Source organism: Salsipaludibacter albus, assembly GCF_019798055.1.
GTDB lineage: Bacteria > Actinomycetota > Nitriliruptoria > Nitriliruptorales > Nitriliruptoraceae > Salsipaludibacter > Salsipaludibacter albus.
In genome coordinates, this window is sequence record NZ_JAHOPH010000021.1 from 35,657 (window position 1) to 50,624 (window position 14,968).

At 74.6% G+C, this 14,968-nt stretch carries 15 protein-coding genes; 10 read left to right on the top strand and 5 right to left on the bottom strand.

Going from position 1 to position 14,968, the window contains the following annotated elements:
• The first annotated feature begins 174 nt into the window (after positions 1–174).
• Positions 175–675 (top strand): GNAT family N-acetyltransferase, encoded by a 501-nt coding sequence (locus KR546_RS13035; protein ID WP_238445153.1) that lies wholly within the window; start codon positions 175–177, stop codon positions 673–675.
• On the opposite strand, the gene KR546_RS13040 is transcribed toward KR546_RS13035, so the two are convergent.
• Positions 654–956 (bottom strand): hypothetical protein, encoded by a 303-nt coding sequence (locus KR546_RS13040; RefSeq protein WP_238445154.1) that lies wholly within the window; start codon positions 954–956, stop codon positions 654–656. The genes KR546_RS13035 and KR546_RS13040 overlap by 22 nt on opposite strands.
• A 102-nt stretch (positions 957–1,058) precedes the next feature.
• Here KR546_RS13040 and KR546_RS13045 point away from each other — a divergent pair, with 102 nt between their 5' ends.
• The 6 genes from KR546_RS13045 (at position 1,059) to KR546_RS13070 (ending at position 7,753) form a co-directional block, all read left to right on the top strand.
• On the top strand, positions 1,059–4,046 hold the full coding sequence (locus KR546_RS13045) for an AfsR/SARP family transcriptional regulator (protein ID WP_238445155.1): 2,988 nt from the start codon (positions 1,059–1,061) through the stop codon (positions 4,044–4,046).
• A 73-nt stretch (positions 4,047–4,119) separates the two neighbouring features.
• Positions 4,120–4,344: a hypothetical protein gene (locus KR546_RS13050; RefSeq protein WP_238445156.1), complete on the top strand. Its 225-nt coding sequence runs from the start codon at positions 4,120–4,122 to the stop codon at positions 4,342–4,344.
• Between the two features lie 28 nt (positions 4,345–4,372).
• Positions 4,373–5,206: a putative protein N(5)-glutamine methyltransferase gene (locus KR546_RS13055; RefSeq protein WP_238445157.1), complete on the top strand. Its 834-nt coding sequence runs from the start codon at positions 4,373–4,375 to the stop codon at positions 5,204–5,206.
• Positions 5,203–5,757 (top strand): GNAT family N-acetyltransferase, encoded by a 555-nt coding sequence (locus KR546_RS13060; protein ID WP_238445158.1) that lies wholly within the window; start codon positions 5,203–5,205, stop codon positions 5,755–5,757. Before KR546_RS13055 ends, KR546_RS13060 begins: the two co-directional genes overlap by 4 nt.
• A gap of 31 nt (positions 5,758–5,788) precedes the next feature.
• A complete protein-coding gene (locus tag KR546_RS13065) occupies positions 5,789–6,601 on the top strand; it encodes a methyltransferase domain-containing protein (RefSeq protein WP_238445159.1) in 813 nt (270 codons plus the stop codon).
• Between the two features lie 39 nt (positions 6,602–6,640).
• Positions 6,641–7,753, top strand: coding sequence for a DMT family transporter (locus KR546_RS13070; protein WP_238445160.1), 1,113 nt, complete (start codon positions 6,641–6,643; stop codon positions 7,751–7,753).
• On the opposite strand, the gene KR546_RS19750 is transcribed toward KR546_RS13070, so the two are convergent.
• Both KR546_RS19750 and KR546_RS13080 read right to left on the bottom strand, forming a co-directional pair.
• The gene (locus KR546_RS19750; RefSeq protein WP_238445161.1) at positions 7,663–8,943 is read right to left on the bottom strand and encodes an N-acetylmuramoyl-L-alanine amidase family protein; all 1,281 of its coding nucleotides are present in this window, start codon (positions 8,941–8,943) and stop codon (positions 7,663–7,665) included. The two genes, KR546_RS13070 and KR546_RS19750, sit on opposite strands and share 91 nt — an antisense overlap.
• Positions 8,940–9,404 (bottom strand): hypothetical protein, encoded by a 465-nt coding sequence (locus KR546_RS13080; RefSeq protein ID WP_238445162.1) that lies wholly within the window; start codon positions 9,402–9,404, stop codon positions 8,940–8,942. Before KR546_RS13080 ends, KR546_RS19750 begins: the two co-directional genes overlap by 4 nt.
• Before the next feature lie 222 nt (positions 9,405–9,626).
• Here KR546_RS13080 and KR546_RS13085 point away from each other — a divergent pair, with 222 nt between their 5' ends.
• From KR546_RS13085 to KR546_RS13095, 3 genes are read left to right on the top strand one after another with little or no spacing between them, the layout of a single operon-like run.
• Positions 9,627–10,712 (top strand): 5'-3' exonuclease, encoded by a 1,086-nt coding sequence (locus KR546_RS13085; protein WP_238445163.1) that lies wholly within the window; start codon positions 9,627–9,629, stop codon positions 10,710–10,712.
• Between the two features lie 38 nt (positions 10,713–10,750).
• Complete coding sequence (locus KR546_RS13090) at positions 10,751–11,158, top strand: RidA family protein (RefSeq protein WP_238445164.1); 408 nt, start codon at positions 10,751–10,753, stop codon at positions 11,156–11,158.
• Positions 11,155–12,096 carry a DNA-3-methyladenine glycosylase family protein gene (locus KR546_RS13095; protein ID WP_238445165.1) on the top strand — a complete coding sequence of 314 codons (942 nt, stop codon included), beginning with the start codon at positions 11,155–11,157 and terminating at the stop codon, positions 12,094–12,096. The genes KR546_RS13090 and KR546_RS13095 overlap by 4 nt, the downstream gene beginning before the upstream one ends.
• Before the next feature lie 7 nt (positions 12,097–12,103).
• On the opposite strand, the gene dacB is transcribed toward KR546_RS13095, so the two are convergent.
• Complete coding sequence (gene dacB / locus KR546_RS13100; protein ID WP_238445166.1) at positions 12,104–13,723, bottom strand: D-alanyl-D-alanine carboxypeptidase/D-alanyl-D-alanine endopeptidase; 1,620 nt, start codon at positions 13,721–13,723, stop codon at positions 12,104–12,106.
• A complete protein-coding gene (locus tag KR546_RS13105) occupies positions 13,720–14,865 on the bottom strand; it encodes a sigma-70 family RNA polymerase sigma factor (RefSeq protein WP_238445167.1) in 1,146 nt (381 codons plus the stop codon). The genes dacB and KR546_RS13105 overlap by 4 nt, the downstream gene beginning before the upstream one ends.
• Positions 14,866–14,968 lie beyond the last annotated feature (103 nt).

Sequence of the window (14,968 nt, forward strand, 5' to 3'; positions counted from 1 at the left end):
CCCTGCGACACTCCAATGCCTTCCGTGCAGTTCCACGTGCGTTCGGCGCGCGCTCGACGTCCTCGATGTCGGAGGCGCGCGGGTTCGCGCCGGGCGGGCCGGGGCCCGTCATCGACCCGGCGGTGCGGGCATGCTGTCCCCGGACCCCCCGTTCGCCGAACGACAGGCCGAACCGTGCACGTGCGTGCTGCCACTGCCGAGGACCTGCCCGCGATCGTCGAACTCCTCGCTGACGACGAGCTCGGCCGGACCCGCGAGGACCCCGACGACCTCGGGACGTACCGGGCAGCGTTCGCCGCCATCGACCAGGACCCCAACCAGGAGCTGGTCGTGCTCGACGACGACGGCCGGCCCATCGGCACGCTCCAGCTCAGCCTGGTCCCGTCCCTGACCCACCGTGGCAGTTGGCGCGGCCAGGTCGAGGGTGTCCGGGTCGCCGCGGACCGCCGAGGCGAGGGCTTGGGCGCCGTCCTGCTCCGCTGGGCCATCGACCGGGCCGCCACCCGTGGCTGTCGCATGGTCCAGCTCACCACCGACCGCCGCCGTCCCGACGCACATCGGTTCTACGAGTCGCTGGGTTTCACCGCCACGCACCTGGGCATGAAGCTTGCGCTGGACGGCGAACCCCGACCCGGCCACGGGCCCGTGCCGGGTCAGGCGACCTCGGAGAAGTAGCGCCGGATCCCGGCGGCGGCGTGGATCATGGTGGCGAGCTCGTCCAGGCGCGCGAACTCCGGCCGGTCCGGGACGGCCTGGGCGTCCGCGAGGTCGGCGAACCAGCCCTCGATGACCAGGACGTGGTCGGGCTCCGGGAACCCCGGCTCCGCCAGCGGCCGCGCGACCTCGACCCGCTCCGCGACGTCCAGGCCACGCACGAGCGCGACGTACTCGTCCAGGGGGAGCCCGGCGACGTCGCCGTTCGCGGGGCACTCGATGACTTCGGTGACCTTGTACATGCTGTCCTCCCGGGCCCCAGCCCGGTGTCTCCGGACTCGTGGCTAGGACGATTAGGGTGGTGAGTGGGGGTTGCGAGGCGGTCGCGATCCGCTGGAGGGAGCGTGGTGGACGGGGGCCTGCAGCCAGGCGTCGCGGTCAACTTCCTCGGGCCGCTGGAGGTCGTCGTGGGGGGCCGGCAACGCGACGTCGCGGGACGACGCGAGCGCCACCTGCTGGCCCTGCTGGCCTCCGAGGCCGGTCGACCGGTCGGCGTGGGGCGGATCATCGACCTGCTGTGGGGCACCGCGCCGCCCCGCACGGTCGACAAGTCCCTCCAGACCCACGTCTCCCGGGTGCGCACGATGCTCGACCTGGACCTCGACGTCCTGGCCCGGCGAGGCCGTACCTACGTCCTCGACCTGCCCGCAGAGGCGGTGGACGGACTGGCCTTCCGGACCGAGCTGGCCAGCGGGACCGACGCCCTCGCCGCGGGCGACGCCGCGGCGGCCGCGGACGTGCTGGGACGCGCGCTTGCCCGCTGGCGCGCCGACGAGCCGGCCGGGCTCGGCGACACCGACGCGGCCGCGGCCTGGCGACGTCGATGGGTCGAGGCCCGCCTCCAGGCGGTCGAGGCGTGGGCACGCGCCCGGGTCACGACCGGACGACTCGACGGCCTGGCCGGCGAGCTCGAGGCCGTGCTGGCGAGGCATCCTGACCGGGACGGGTTGTGGCTGGCCCTGATGGCCACCCACGACGCCGCAGGCGAGCGCACCGTCGCGATCGAGGCCTACCACCGGGCGCGGCGACACCACGCGGACGAGCTCGGCCTCGATCCCTCCCCCGCGCTGGAGGACGCCTACGAGCGGCTCCTGTCCCGCGACCCGCCGGGCGCCGCCGCTCCACGGGCACCCGCCGGCGCCGGTGTCGGAGACCGGCCCGGACCGGCCGCCCGGGTGGCACGACCGGAGCTCGACCGGCTCGCCGACCGCGTGCCCTCACCACCGGCCCTGGCCGCGCTCGTCGGTCGGGACGCCGACGCCGCGACGGTCACCGCGGCACTGGTCGACGGGCGGCTGGTCACGATCACGGGGACCGGTGGGGTCGGCAAGACGGCCCTCGCGGCGGTGGTGGCCGGCAACGGCCCCGGCCCGGTGGCATGGGCGGACCTGGTGGTGCGCCCGGTCGACTCGTCGATCGCCAGGGCGGTGCTGACGGCCATCGGTGGCAGGTCCGGCCCGGAGGACGATCCCCTCACCACCGCCCAACGACTGGTTGGCGCGACTGACCTGCTGCTGGTGCTGGACAACTGCGAGCACGTGCTCGACGACGCCCGCGCGACCGTGGCACGACTCGTGCGCCACTGCCCGCGGCTGCGGGTGCTGGCGACGTCCCGGCAGCCCCTGGGGTTGGCCGGCGAGCACGTCGTCGCCCTGGCGCCCCTGGCGTCGGGCGCCCACGGGCCGGCCGCGTCACTGCTGCAGCGAGCCGTGGCCCGGCGAGGCGGCACGCTCGACGACGTGGACCCGGAGCGGGTCGCGGTCCTGTGCGAGCGCCTCGACGGACTGCCGTTGGCCCTGGAACTGGCCGCGCCGCTGGTGGAACGACTCGGGGTCGAGGCCGTCACGAGCGGGCTGGACGACCGGTTCGGGCTGCTGGACGTGGCGTGGGACGCCACCGGCCGGCGACGTGACCTCGCCGGGACGGTCGCCTGGTCCGAGGCGCTGCTCTCGCCGCGGCTGCGCACGCTGCTGCGCCGGCTGGGGGTCTTCACCGGCCCCTTCGACGCCGACATGGTCGTGCAGGTGTGCGCCGAGCCGGACACGACGCCGGCCGAGACCGAACGCGACGTGTCCGCCCTGGCCGACCGTGGCCTGGTCGAGTCCCTCGGCGGCACGCCATCCCGGTTCCGCCAGCTGGAGACCGTCCGCGCCCACGCGCGTCGGGCCCTCGGCGGTCGCGGACTGGCGCGGATGCGGGCCCGACACGCGACGTGGGTGGCCGGCCTGGCCGACCGCGTCGCCGCCGACTACCTGTCGGCGGCGGAGCCGGCGATGGCGATGCTCGTCGACGACACCCTCGACGAGATCCTGGCGGCCCACGACTGGGCCATGGATGGCGGCGACGCGGACGTCGCCCTGCGGATCGCGGCGGGCGTCGCCCAGCCGATGTGGTGGGGGGTCCGCGGTGACCTGGCTGCCGTCGTCGAGGGGACGCTCGAGACGTTCGGCGGGCAGCCACATCCCCTGGCCAGCGAGGTCTGGGCACACGGCGCCCTGTGGCGGCTACACCTGGACGACCGTGCCGCCGCGATCGCCGCACTGGCACACGCCGTCGTGGCGGCCGAGGCCGTCGGCCAGCCACTGCCCGTGACGTGGTGGCGGTGTGACGTCGAGCTGCGAGGACGCGCCTACGACCTCGCTGGGGCACGTGACGCGCTCGAGCGCGCGCGCGACACGGGTCTCGACGCGGTCGGCCTGGGCCTGGTCGAGGCCGGGATCGTCCCGTTCGAGGCGTACCGGGGGGAACTGGCCCGGGCGGCGACGCGCTCGCGGCGCCTGCACCGGATGGCGTCGGACCTGGGCAGCCCGGGACTGCTCGCCTGGGCGGAGGCCGGCCTGTCCGCCACCCCGGGACTGTCACCCGACGAGTCCCTCGCGACCCTCCGGTCCGCGGTCGAGCACGCCCGGGCGGCACGCAACTGGCTGGCCGAGAGCATCATCCTGATGCTGATCGCGGCGCAGGCCGGGCGGGTCGGGGACGACGTGGCGGCGGCGCGGGGGTTGGCCGCGCTGCTGGGACAGTGGGGGCGTCGCGGGTCGTGGCGGTACGAGTGGAACACCGTGCGCGAGGCGATGGTGGTCATGGCCCGGCACGACCGCCACGAGGAACTGCTCGTCCTGCTGGCGGCCGGCGAGGTCTCGGACGCGGCCCCGGGGCTGCTCGGTGAGCAGCGCCGCCAACTGGTCGACGCCGGCGACGAGGCCGCCCGGGTACTGGGCCCCGAGCCCACCGCGCGAGCCCGCGAACGCGGCCGCGGGCTCGGGGACGCGGACGCGGCCTGGCTGGCCCGGGAGGTGCTGCTCGACCTCGTGGACACCACGTTCCCCTGAACCGCGACCGATTCGCAACCGGTCCGCGACCACCGGCGACGACGGTGGTGGCACTCGCGGAGACGGAGCGGCCATGCCGACGACCACCACCCACCACCCGACGTCAGAGCGGCTGCCACGCACGACCACGCACCGGCGCGACCGCCGGCGACGGCGGCGGTCGACCCCGGCCGAGCGGGCCGCCCGGGCCGAGCAGGTGATGGCCGACGTGCGCCGGGCCGCGGGGCCGTGGGCCTTCTTCTGGTTGCCGGCATCGGCGTGGACCCGCCACGTGCCCCGGCCGCCCGAGCGCGGCTGACCACCACCACGGGGGTAGCGTCGGCGGGATGGACCCGTCGACCGCCCGTTCCGACGACCGACGGGCCGCGATCGCGGCCCGGCTGCGGGCGGCCGGCTGCGTCTTCGCCGAGCGCGAGGCGGACCTGCTGCTGGAGACGTCCGACACGCCCGCGGAGCTCGAGCGGATGCTGGCCTCCCGGATCGAGGGAAGGCCACTCGAACAGGTCGTCGGCTGGGCGTCGTTCCTGGGCCTGCGCGTCGGCGTGACCCCCGGCGTGTTCGTGCCACGACGACGCACGGAGCTGCTTGTCCGGGAGGCCGCCGCGCTGGCACGGCCCGGCGCCGTCGTGGTGGACCTGTGCTGCGGCAGTGGGGCCGTCGGGCTCGCCATCGCCACCGCCGTGCCCGCGATCCGGCTGTGGGCGGTCGACGTCGACCCCGTCGCGGTGCGGTGTGCCCGCGACAACCTCCCGGCGGACGCCGAGGTCGCCCGGGGCGACCTGCTGCAGGCGCTCCCACCCGACCTGCAGGGATGGGTGGACCTGGTCGCCGTGAACGCGCCCTACGTGCCGACCGCGGCGATCGCGCTGCTGCCCCGCGAGGCACGGCTCCACGAACCCGTGGTGGCGCTGGACGGTGGGTCCGACGGACTGGACGTCCAGCGCCGGGTCCTGGCCGAGGTGGGCGACTGGCTGGCGCCGGGCGGGGCGATCGCGATCGAGACCAGCCGCGACCAGGTCGGTCGCACCGTCGACCTGGTGCAACGCCGAGGGTTGTGGACGCGGGTGGTGACGTCCGACGAGCTGGAGGCGACGGTCGTCGTCGGTGAACGGCTCGCAGTCGGGGAATCACCCGGGGCACGTCGATCGGACGCGACGTGAGTGGCGAGTCGGACGGATCGACGGGCTTCTCGACGCGCCGCTACCGGGTGCGGCCCCTGACCGGCGACGACCTCGAGGACTTCCACGAGGTGTGGAGCGACCCTGCGGTGATCTGGTGGGGTGCCACGGAGGACCTTGCCACGTCGCGTCGTCTGCTGGGCGAGTTCCTGGGACGCCGGGTCGCCGGGGTCCCGGACTCCGGATGGTGCGGGATCTGGCGTCGGCGCGACGGCGCGTTCATGGGCGACGTGGTGCTCCAGCCCGGCGGCTGGGACGCCACGCTGGTCGAGATCGGCTGGCACGTCGCCGTCGCCCACCAGCATCGCGGCTGCGCCACGGAGGCAGCGGCCGGGATGCTCGCCCACGCCGCGCGCCACGGCGTCGACCGGGTGTGGGCCGCGATCGTGCCCGCCAACACGGCGTCGCAGGCCGTGGCGGGGCGACTCGGGATGGCGGCCGTCGACGAGGTGGTCCATGCCGGCCGTCCCCACCAATTGTGGGCCGTCGACCTCGCCCCCGGCGACCAGCCGGCGCGACCGGAAGGGTTGTGACGCGTCGTGCACCCTGGCCTATGGTCACCAGATGTCCCCACGTGACACCTACACCCACGGCCACCACGACAGCGTGCTGCGGTCGCACCGGAGCCGGACCGTCGCCACGTGCGCCGCCTACCTCCGCGACGAGCTCCGACCCGGCACGTCCGTGCTGGACGTGGGCTGTGGTCCGGGCACCCTCAGCGTCGACCTCGCTCGCCACGTCGCACCGGGCAGGGTTCTGGCCATCGACGTGGCCGGAGCGCCGCTGGACGAGGCCCGCGACCACGCCGACGCGGCCGGGGTCGACACCGTCGAGTTCGCCGTCGCGGACGGCTACGACCTCGACCTGGCCGGCGACGCCTTCGACCTGGTCCACGCCCACCAGGTCCTCCAGCACGTGTCGGACCCGGTCGCCATGCTGCGGGAGCTGTCCCGGGTGACCCGCCCCGGGGGCACCGTCGCGGCCCGTGACGCCGACTACGGCGCCTTCGCCTGGTACCCACACGTCCCCGGGCTGGACGCCTGGCGCGACCTGTACACGACGGTCGCCCGGGGCAACGGGGCGGAGCCGGACGCGGGTCGCCACCTCCTCGCCTGGGCCAACGCGGCCGGATGCACCGACGTGCGCCCGTCAGCCTCCACGTGGTGCTTCGCGACGCCCGAGGACCGCGCCTGGTGGGGTGGCCTGTGGGCCGAGCGGAGCGAGTCGTCGGCCTTCGCCACGCAGGCCCTGGACCGCGGCCTGGCGGACCACGACGACCTGGCCGGGATCGCCGACGCGTGGCGACGCTGGGCCAGCGATCCCGACGGTTGGTTCGTCGTCCCGCACGGCGAGGTCCGCTGCCACCCCCCGGCCTGACCGACGACGTCCCACCCGCCGCACGAGCGTGCCGGGACCGTGTCCGCGTTAGCCTCCGGCGCGACGCCCGAACCCGGGACCCTGCCCATCACCCAGTCACCTGACCCCGCTGTCGGTGCCGCCCCGGACACGAGGCGGGCCGGTGTCCTGCTGGCCGTCGCGGTGCTCGCCGTGTCGACGTCGGCGGTGATCGCGACCTGGCTGCTGGGCGACCCGCCCGAGCCGCGGCTGGGCATCAGCGTCGCACTGTGGCGCTGCGCCGGCGGTGCCACCGTGCTGGCACTGGTGGCGCTGCGGTCGCGGCGGGTCCGGCTGGACGCGCGGCAGTGGCGCTGGATCACCGCGTCGGGGGTCTTCCTGGCGGTGCACTTCGCCCTGTTCCACGCAGCACTCGGCCTGACCTCGGTCGCCGCCGTCACGACGCTGGTCACGCTCAGCCCGGTGTTCGTCGCGATCGGGGCCCGGGTGTTCCTCCACGAGCCACCAAGTCGCATGACGGTGCTCGGCGTGGGCATCACGGTCGTCGCCGGCGTGGCGCTGACCGCCTCGGACGTGCTCGGGACCACCTCGCCGACCGCCCTGGCCGGTGACCTGATGGCCCTGGCGGCGGCCGCCGCCGTCGCCGGCACCCTGCTGGTCGGCCGACGCCACCGCGCCGCCGTTCCCGCCGCGCAGTACTCCGCCGTGGTGTTCGGTGCGGCGACGATCACGCTGGTCGTCGTCGCGCTGCTGGCCGACGCCCCCCTCGCACCGTGGTCCGGCCGCCAGTGGTGGGCCGTGGCGGCCATGGTCGCCGGCCCCCAACTGCTGGGCCACTTCCTGCTCCAGACCGTGCTCAGTGACCTGCCGCCCACGCTGGTGGCGACCGCCGTCCTCGCCGAGCCCGTGATCGGGTCACTGCTGGCCTGGTGGCTGCTGGGACAGCTCCCCCCGACGGGACTGCTGCTGTCGGGCCCGGTGGTGCTGCTGGGGGTCGCCCTTGCGGCACGTGGCACGACGCGTGACGCGGCCCCGGTGACGACCACGACGACGGCGGTCGACGCGGCCGGCCCGGGTCCGGCTCACTCGCCCCCATCGTCCTCGGCCCCGTCGTCCTCGCCCCCGTCCTCTCCCCCGTCCTCTGGGGGAACGGCGAGGCTGCACGACGAGTAGTCGTAGGGCTCAGCGCCGCCCGGCGTGAACTCGATCGGTTCGTTGACCTCGGACCCGGTGGCCTCGGTCGCGAGGAACCGGACCAGCGCGCGGTACAACGCCGCGGCGTAGATCTCCTGGAACTCGTCGGTCGCGGCCAGCTCCTCGGCCGCCGGGTCGGACAGGTACACCGCCTCGGCGATCACCGCCGGCACCCGGGCCTCCTCCAGCACCGTGTAGTAGTCGGTGCCGTCGGGGTCCTCACGACCGATCGTCCCCGCGAGCGTCGTGCCGCGCCACTGGTCCGCCAGGGGCGCCAGCGACCGACGGAGTTCCTCGAGGACGAGCCCGGCCAGTCGGCCCGACTCCTCGTCGGCCACCGAGTAGAACACCTCCGTCGGTGGCTCGTCGAAGGTCCGGGTGTCGCCCGCGTTGTGGTGGACGGACACGAAGGCATCGGCGCCGGCCCCGGTCGCCAGGCGGCCGCGGAAGGTCAGCGCCGTGCGCTGGTCACCACCCTTGCCGTCGTCGGGGTCCCGGGTCATCACCACGGCGGCGACCGGGGGGACCGTGTCGCCCGGGGTCACCTCGCCGGTCTCGTCGTCGATGTCGTTGGCGCGCTCCAGCAGGTCACGCAGGCGCACCGCGACGGCGAGGTTGACCTCGCTCTCGAGCACCCCGGCGGGGCCACTCGCCCCGGCGTCGAGCCCACCGTGGCCCGCATCCACGACGATCACGGCCCCGGCCATGCCCGCACCCCGGGCGACGTCCGGACGCTCGACGTCGTCGGCGTCCACCCAGCCGTCACGGGCGCAGTGCGTCGCCACCCGGTAGCCGCCGTCGACCTCCTCGAGGATGGGCCAGGTGAGGCCGGGTGCGGCGACCTCGTCGATCGGGCCGCCGGGCGTCGCGGCCAGCGCGGCGCCGTCCGGGCCGGCCACGACCCAGGAGGCCGGATCCCCCACCGGGCGTGGCGGGGGCGTCGGCGTGGGACGGGGACTGGCGGTGGCCGCGGCGGCCAGCTCGGCGCCGACCGGACGGGTGGTCTCGACGTCGGTCGGGGCAGCGGGACCATCGGCGACGGTGGCGGCCACCATGGCGGTCGCGACCACCGCGGCGACCAGGACCAGGCCGAGCCGTTCCGTGACCGGGCGGGGCGAGTCGGGTGTCCTCGCCCGCCGGTGGCCGGAGCCGGTGTCGCGTGGCGTCACGAGAACAGGGGCAAGCCCGTGGTGGCCTCGCCGACGCCCACGATCGCACCGAGCAGGTCACGTCGTCGGGCAGCCTCGTCCAGTCGGCGGGCCACGTCCCGGGGTGTTTCGTCCGGGTCGAGGTCGAGGGCGTGTCCGGCCAGCAGCATCGTGCCCTTCATCGCCAGCGCCGCCCGACGCCACTCCCGGTCGACACCCGATCGGTCCATGCGAAGCAGCTTGTCCCCACCCTCGGTCTCCAGGCGCAACTCCCCGGTCTCGAGGACCCAGCCCAGCCGGGCGCCGCGAGGCAGGTCGGTACCGAAGAACGACTCGATCACGACCATGCCGGATTCGAGCAGCGAGCGGTACAGGCCCGGTTCGAGCACTGGGCCGTCGGGCCGCTCACCGTCGATGTCGAGTGCCATGAGCGGCTGGCCACGTGCCACCAGGAAGCGGACGGCGGTGGTCGACACGGACATGCACTCCTGGGATTCTGGGGATCGAGGGGGATTGATGGGGGCGTTGCGGGGGCGCTGGTCGGGCGGGCGTTCGGGCCGCCGGGGACCCTCGACGTTCGCGTTCAGGGTAGTGGCGTGGCACAGCCCGCCGATACGGTGACCGGACGTCCGGACGTGACCGTCGGGCGACCGGTTCCCTCCCTGCGAGGACCCCGGGCACGAACCCACGACGAGGACGACTGCATGCACCTGCTGGCCGTGGACGGCAACTCCATGGCGCATCGCGCGTGGCATGCCATCCGCGACGGTGACGACGCCGTCGGCGCGTTCGTCCTGGGTGGTGTGGTGACCCTCGTGGCCGGCGTCTGGCACCACGGGCCCTTCGACCTGGTGCTGGTGGCGCTGGACGACGAGGTGAACCAGCGCAAGCAGTCCCATCCCACCTACAAGGCCGATCGGTCGACGGACCCGGACCTGCGCACCCGGTTGCGGGAGCTGCCCGGCCACCTCGCCGACGCCGGCATCGCCACCGCCACCGTCGCGGGCGCCGAGGCGGACGACCTGCTGGCGGCCGCGGCCCACCAGGCGACCAGCCGTGGCTGGCGCACGTCGATCCTGTCCGGCGACCGCGACCTGCTCCCACTCGTCGACGACCGGGTCCGGCTGCTGCGACCGCGGGCGACGATGTCGGACCTGGTGGTCTACGAGCCGTCGACCGTGGTGGCCGAGTACGGCGTCGAGCCCGTCGCCTATCGCCATCTCGCGGCCCTGCGAGGTGATCCCTCCGACGGCCTGCCGGGGGTGCCCGGCATCGGCGCCAAGACCGCGGCCCGCCTGCTGGCCGAGCACGGCGACCTCGACGGGCTCTACGCGAACCTGTGCTTCCTGCCCCCTCGCGACGAGCGGGCCCTGCGACAGGGCCGGGCCGTCGCCTACGACAACCTCGCCGTCATGACCCCGCTGGACGTGACCGTCGACCTGGACGCGGTGGGACCGCTCGACGTCGACCGGGCCCGCCAGGCCCTCGACGCGCTCGACCAGTCGCGGGCGGGCCGACGACTGGCCCAGCACCTGGACCTGGCCGAGCGCAACGCCGTCCTGCCACCGGCCTGGGAGCCACCGCGGGAGCCGCCGCCACCCGACGTCCTCGAGGAGTGGGACGATCTCGAGGCGGCCAACCCTGTGGCGACCGACCCCGAGGCGGCCGAACCCGAGGCGGCGGACCCCGACACGGATCTGCACCCGGACGACGCCATCCCCGTGGGGCCGGCGCCGGTCGACCTCGGCCGGCTCGTGCCCCAGCACGGCGAGCAGCCACAACTGTTCTGACCCCCGACGGACCACCCGCCACGGACCCCGAGGCCAGCATGACCACCGGCCCCCGCCACCACGTGTCCAGTGGCTCGACCTTCGAGGAGCAGGTCGGCTACAGCCGGGCGGTCTACGACGACGACACGGTCTGGGTGGCCGGCACCACCGGGTTCGACTACGCAACGATGACGATCGCCGACGACGTCGTCGACCAGTGCCGCACGACCCTCGACAACGTCGCACAGGCGCTCGCTCCCGCCGGAGCCGGCCTCGACGACGTCGTCCGGGTCCGCTACCTGCTGGTCGACGCCGACGACTTCCCACCCTGCTGGCCGGTCCTGCGCGAGGCCTTCGCGGTCGCACGGCCGGCAGCCACGATGCTGGTCGTCGCGGGACTTGCCGACCCGCGGATGCGCATCGAGATCGAGGCGACGGCCCGCCGGCCACGCCCAGGTGCGGCGTGACCGGGACCCCGGTGCGGCACCGCACCCTCGAGGTCGACGGACCACTCGACCTGCGTCGGACGCTGGCCGCCCTGCGGGTCGGCCACCGCGACCCGACCATGCGGCTGGACGACCGCACGCTGGTGCGGGCCACGTGGACCCCCCAGGGCCCGGCCACCCTGCGCGTCGACCTGGATGCGGCGACGGGCCGACTCGACGCGGTCGCGGCAGGCCCGGGGGCGGACCACGCCCTGGAGCACGTCCCGGACCTGCTGGGACTGCACGACGACCGCCGCGGCTTCGCGCCCGACCGCCACGAGGTGGTGGCCCGCTACGACCGCCGCCTCCCCGGATTCCGCATCGGTCGCACGCTGCAGGTGGTCGACGTGCTCGCCCCCACGATCCTGGCCCAGAAGGTGACGGGAGGCGAGGCCGTCGAGTCGTTCCAGCACCTGGTCCGCGTGGCCGACCACCCCGCGCCGGGCGGGCCCGACCTGCCGGACGACCTGCTCCTGCCCCCACCGGCCGAGTGGTGGGGTCACACGCCGACCTGGCAGTACACCGCGGCTGGCGTGGACGGCACGCGCGCCCGCACGCTCATCGAGGCCCACCGGCGCATCGACCGGCTGGAGGAGGCGATCGCCATGACGCCGGCCGACGCCCGGGTCCGCCTGACCGCGATCCGTGGCATCGGTGCCTGGACCGCGGCGATCGTGGAGCGGCTGGCCCGCGGTGACCCGGACGCGATCGAGGTCGGGGACTTCCACCTGCCCAACACCGTCGCGTGGAACCTGGCACGGGAACCCCGCGCCGACGACGAGCGGATGCTCGCCCTGCTCGCCCCGTTCGCGGGCCACCGGGGCCGGGTGGCGCGGCTGTGCGAGTTGGCCGGGTCGTTCGCCCCCAAGCGTGGCCCGCGTCACCAGGTCCGCAGCTTCGGGGCCCGTCGACGACGGTGAGGACGACTCAGTCGTCGGGGCAGACCCGCTGCCAGCCACCGTCCTGCAGGTACGGGCCGGGGTCGTCGACCGTCGCGGGCACCGCCGTCGTGGTCTCGGTCGGCGCCGGGGCGTCCGACGACTCCGGAGCCGGGCTCGCATCCGCAGCGCCGGTGCCTTCCTCCGCCGGCACCTCCACGGTCACCTCGCGGACGCGTCGGCACCCGTCCAGGGCGTCGGTCAGGACCAGCGCGAGCTCGTCGGCCAGCACCGAGGCCAGGTAGCGGATCCCCGTGTCCACGTCGTTGACGATCATCGCGAAGTGGTAGCGGGCGTCGTCGGTCCCGACCACGTGGCCGACCAGCGCCCGGACGTCGGCCAGGGTGCCGGTCTTGCCGTAGAGGCGGCCCTGGGCCGACGTGCCCAGCAGGCGGTTCTGCAGCGTGCCGGACTCGCCACCCACGGCGAGCATCGAGGACCAGGTGTCGCCGAACGCGGTGGTCAGGCCGACGTCGGTCAGGACGAGTTGGGTCGGGGTGACGCGGTTGTTGCGGGACAACCCGGAGCCGTCCGCCACGACCAGGCCACCCGTGTCCACGCCCAGGCCGTCGAGTGCCTCGCGGACACGGCCGTCGGCCGCCGACCACGAGCCGTCCCCGGTCTCCCGCAGGGCGGCCGTGCGCACCAGGGTGTCGGCCATGTGGTTGTCCGACTCGCGCAGCATGAAGCCCAGCACCTCGGTCATCGGCGGCGACTTCACCCGGCCGAGCGGGACCATGCCCGCACTCGGCCCCAGGGATCGCCGGGCGTAGCGATCGATCGTCACGCCGCGGTCGGCGAGCGCCTCGGCGAGCGCCACCGTCGCGCCCAGGGCGGGATCGGCGTCGTGGCCCATGACCACCCGCGGCGGGCTGGACGACTCGTCGACCAGGACGTCCCGGCCGGTGTCGACCGACAGGGACGCCAGCCGATGGGCGTCGAAGTCGGCGAAGTAGCGCTCCGGCCACCCTGCGGCCGTCTGCGAGGGACCGAAGCGTGACCCGTCCCCCACCAGGTCGCCGGTGATCCGGGTGATCCCGGCAGCCACGATCGTGTCGGCCAGGCCCTCGATCTCCGTGGACGGCCGGGACGGGTAGATCCACCGTCGGTAGTCGTCGGTGGTCAGGGTCGGGTCGCCACTGCCCACCACCACCACGTCGCCGTCGACCACCCCGTCGCCGTCCACCGGCGCGGTCGCGGCCGCCCCGGTGTGCACGACCCCGGTGGGCCCGAACTCGTCGAGCACGCTGGCCGCGGTCAGCACCTTCATCGTCGAGGCCGGCATCAGCGCCCGGTCGGGCCCGGCCGACCAGATGCGCTCGCCCTGGTCGTCGGTGACCACGACGGACACCGTGGACGAGCCCGTCAGGTCCCCGAACCGCGCCATGACGGCGTCGAGCCGGGCAGGCAGGTCGGTCGCCGGATCGGCGGCCGTCGCATCCTTGGGTGGGGCGTCGGTCCCCGGCGGCGACGGGGTGGCGTCCACGGGCTGGGCCGCCGTCGCCGCGGGCTGGCCGAGCACGAGCGCGAGCACCAGCATCCCGGCCAGCGCGGTCGCCAGCCGTCCCGGCCCGGCGCCGACCCGGGCATGCATCACCGTCGACCTCACCGGGAGACCTCGACGCTGTCGAGGAGTCCACGCAACTGGAAGCCCCGCGAGGGGTGACGCAACTTGGTCAAGGTCTTCTTCTCGATCTGGCGGATGCGCTCCCGAGTCAACCCGAACTGCGAGCCGATGTCCTCCAGCGTGTGCTCCTCACCATCCATCAGCCCGTAGCGCAGCATCAGGACGGTGCGCTCGCGGTCGGTCAGCGCGGACAGCGCGCGCTGGACCTCGTGGCGGGCCATCGTGGCCGTGGCACTGACCGCCGGGTCCAGCGCGTCGTCGTCGGCGACCAGTTCCCCCATGGTCGCGTCGCCGTCCTCGCCGATGGGCTTGTCCAGGGACGCGACGTCCTGGGCCGCGATCTTGACCTCACGGAGCCGATCGACGGTCAGGCCCAGCTCGTCGGCGATCTCCTCCTCCGTGGGATCACGGCCGAGCACCTGCAACAGGGCGAACTCGGCGTAGCGGATCTTGCCCATGAGCTCGTGGACGTGGACCGGGAGTCGCACCGTCCGGCCGGTGTTGGCCAGGCCCCGCTGCAGCGCCTGGCGGATCCACCACGTGGCGTAGGTCGAGAACTTGTAGCCCTTGGTGTGGTCGAACTTCTCGACCCCCCGGATCAGTCCGAGGTTGCCCTCCTGGATCAGCGCCAGGAGGTCCACGCCGCGACCACGGAACTTGCGGGCGACCGACACGACCAGCCGCAGGTTGGCGCGGATCATGTGGTCCTTCGCGCGCCGCCCCTGGCGCATGATCAGGCGCAGCTGGGCCCGTTCACGGGCGTTGAGGTCCTGGCGTGCACCCAGCACCCGGGCGGCGTGCAGGCCGGCCTGGTACCGCTTGGCGAGGTCGACCTCCTCCTCGGCGGTCAACAGCTCGGTGCGACCGATCTCGTTGAGGTACTGGCGCACCGAGTCGGCCGACGCCGACAGCGGGTTGACCTCCGGGCGCTCGGAGTCCTCGACGAGGTCGTCGATGACCTGCATCCCCAGGTCCCGGGCACGCTGCGCGGTGTCCTCGACCCAGTCGTCGGGGTGCAGCAGCGGGTCGTGGAGCTCGGTGAGCTCCGACAGGAGCATGTAGCCACGACTGGCCGCGCGCTCGAACAGCTCCGAGAGGAGCGTTGCCTGGTCGTGGTCAACCACCCATGGGCCGCCCTGCCATGCGGCCCGGGATCCGTGCACCGGCCGGGGGCCGCGCCCGCCCGGCTGGCGCCAGCGTACGGTCGCACCGGGACGGTGTCAGAGC

Bases quoted from the DNA above. Each gene is read 5' to 3' on its own strand.
- KR546_RS13065 (WP_238445159.1), top strand. From the start codon at position 5,789: ATGTCCCCACGTGACACCTACACCCACGGCCACCACGACAGCGTGCTG.
- KR546_RS13090 (WP_238445164.1), top strand. From the start codon at position 10,751: ATGACCACCGGCCCCCGCCACCACGTGTCCAGTGGCTCGACCTTCGAG.
- KR546_RS13080 (WP_238445162.1), bottom strand. From the start codon at position 9,404: ATGTCCGTGTCGACCACCGCCGTCCGCTTCCTGGTGGCACGTGGCCAG.
- KR546_RS13050 (WP_238445156.1), top strand. From the start codon at position 4,120: ATGCCGACGACCACCACCCACCACCCGACGTCAGAGCGGCTGCCACGC.
- KR546_RS13040 (WP_238445154.1), bottom strand. From the start codon at position 956: ATGTACAAGGTCACCGAAGTCATCGAGTGCCCCGCGAACGGCGACGTC.
- KR546_RS13055 (WP_238445157.1), top strand. From the start codon at position 4,373: ATGGACCCGTCGACCGCCCGTTCCGACGACCGACGGGCCGCGATCGCG.
- KR546_RS13085 (WP_238445163.1), top strand. From the start codon at position 9,627: ATGCACCTGCTGGCCGTGGACGGCAACTCCATGGCGCATCGCGCGTGG.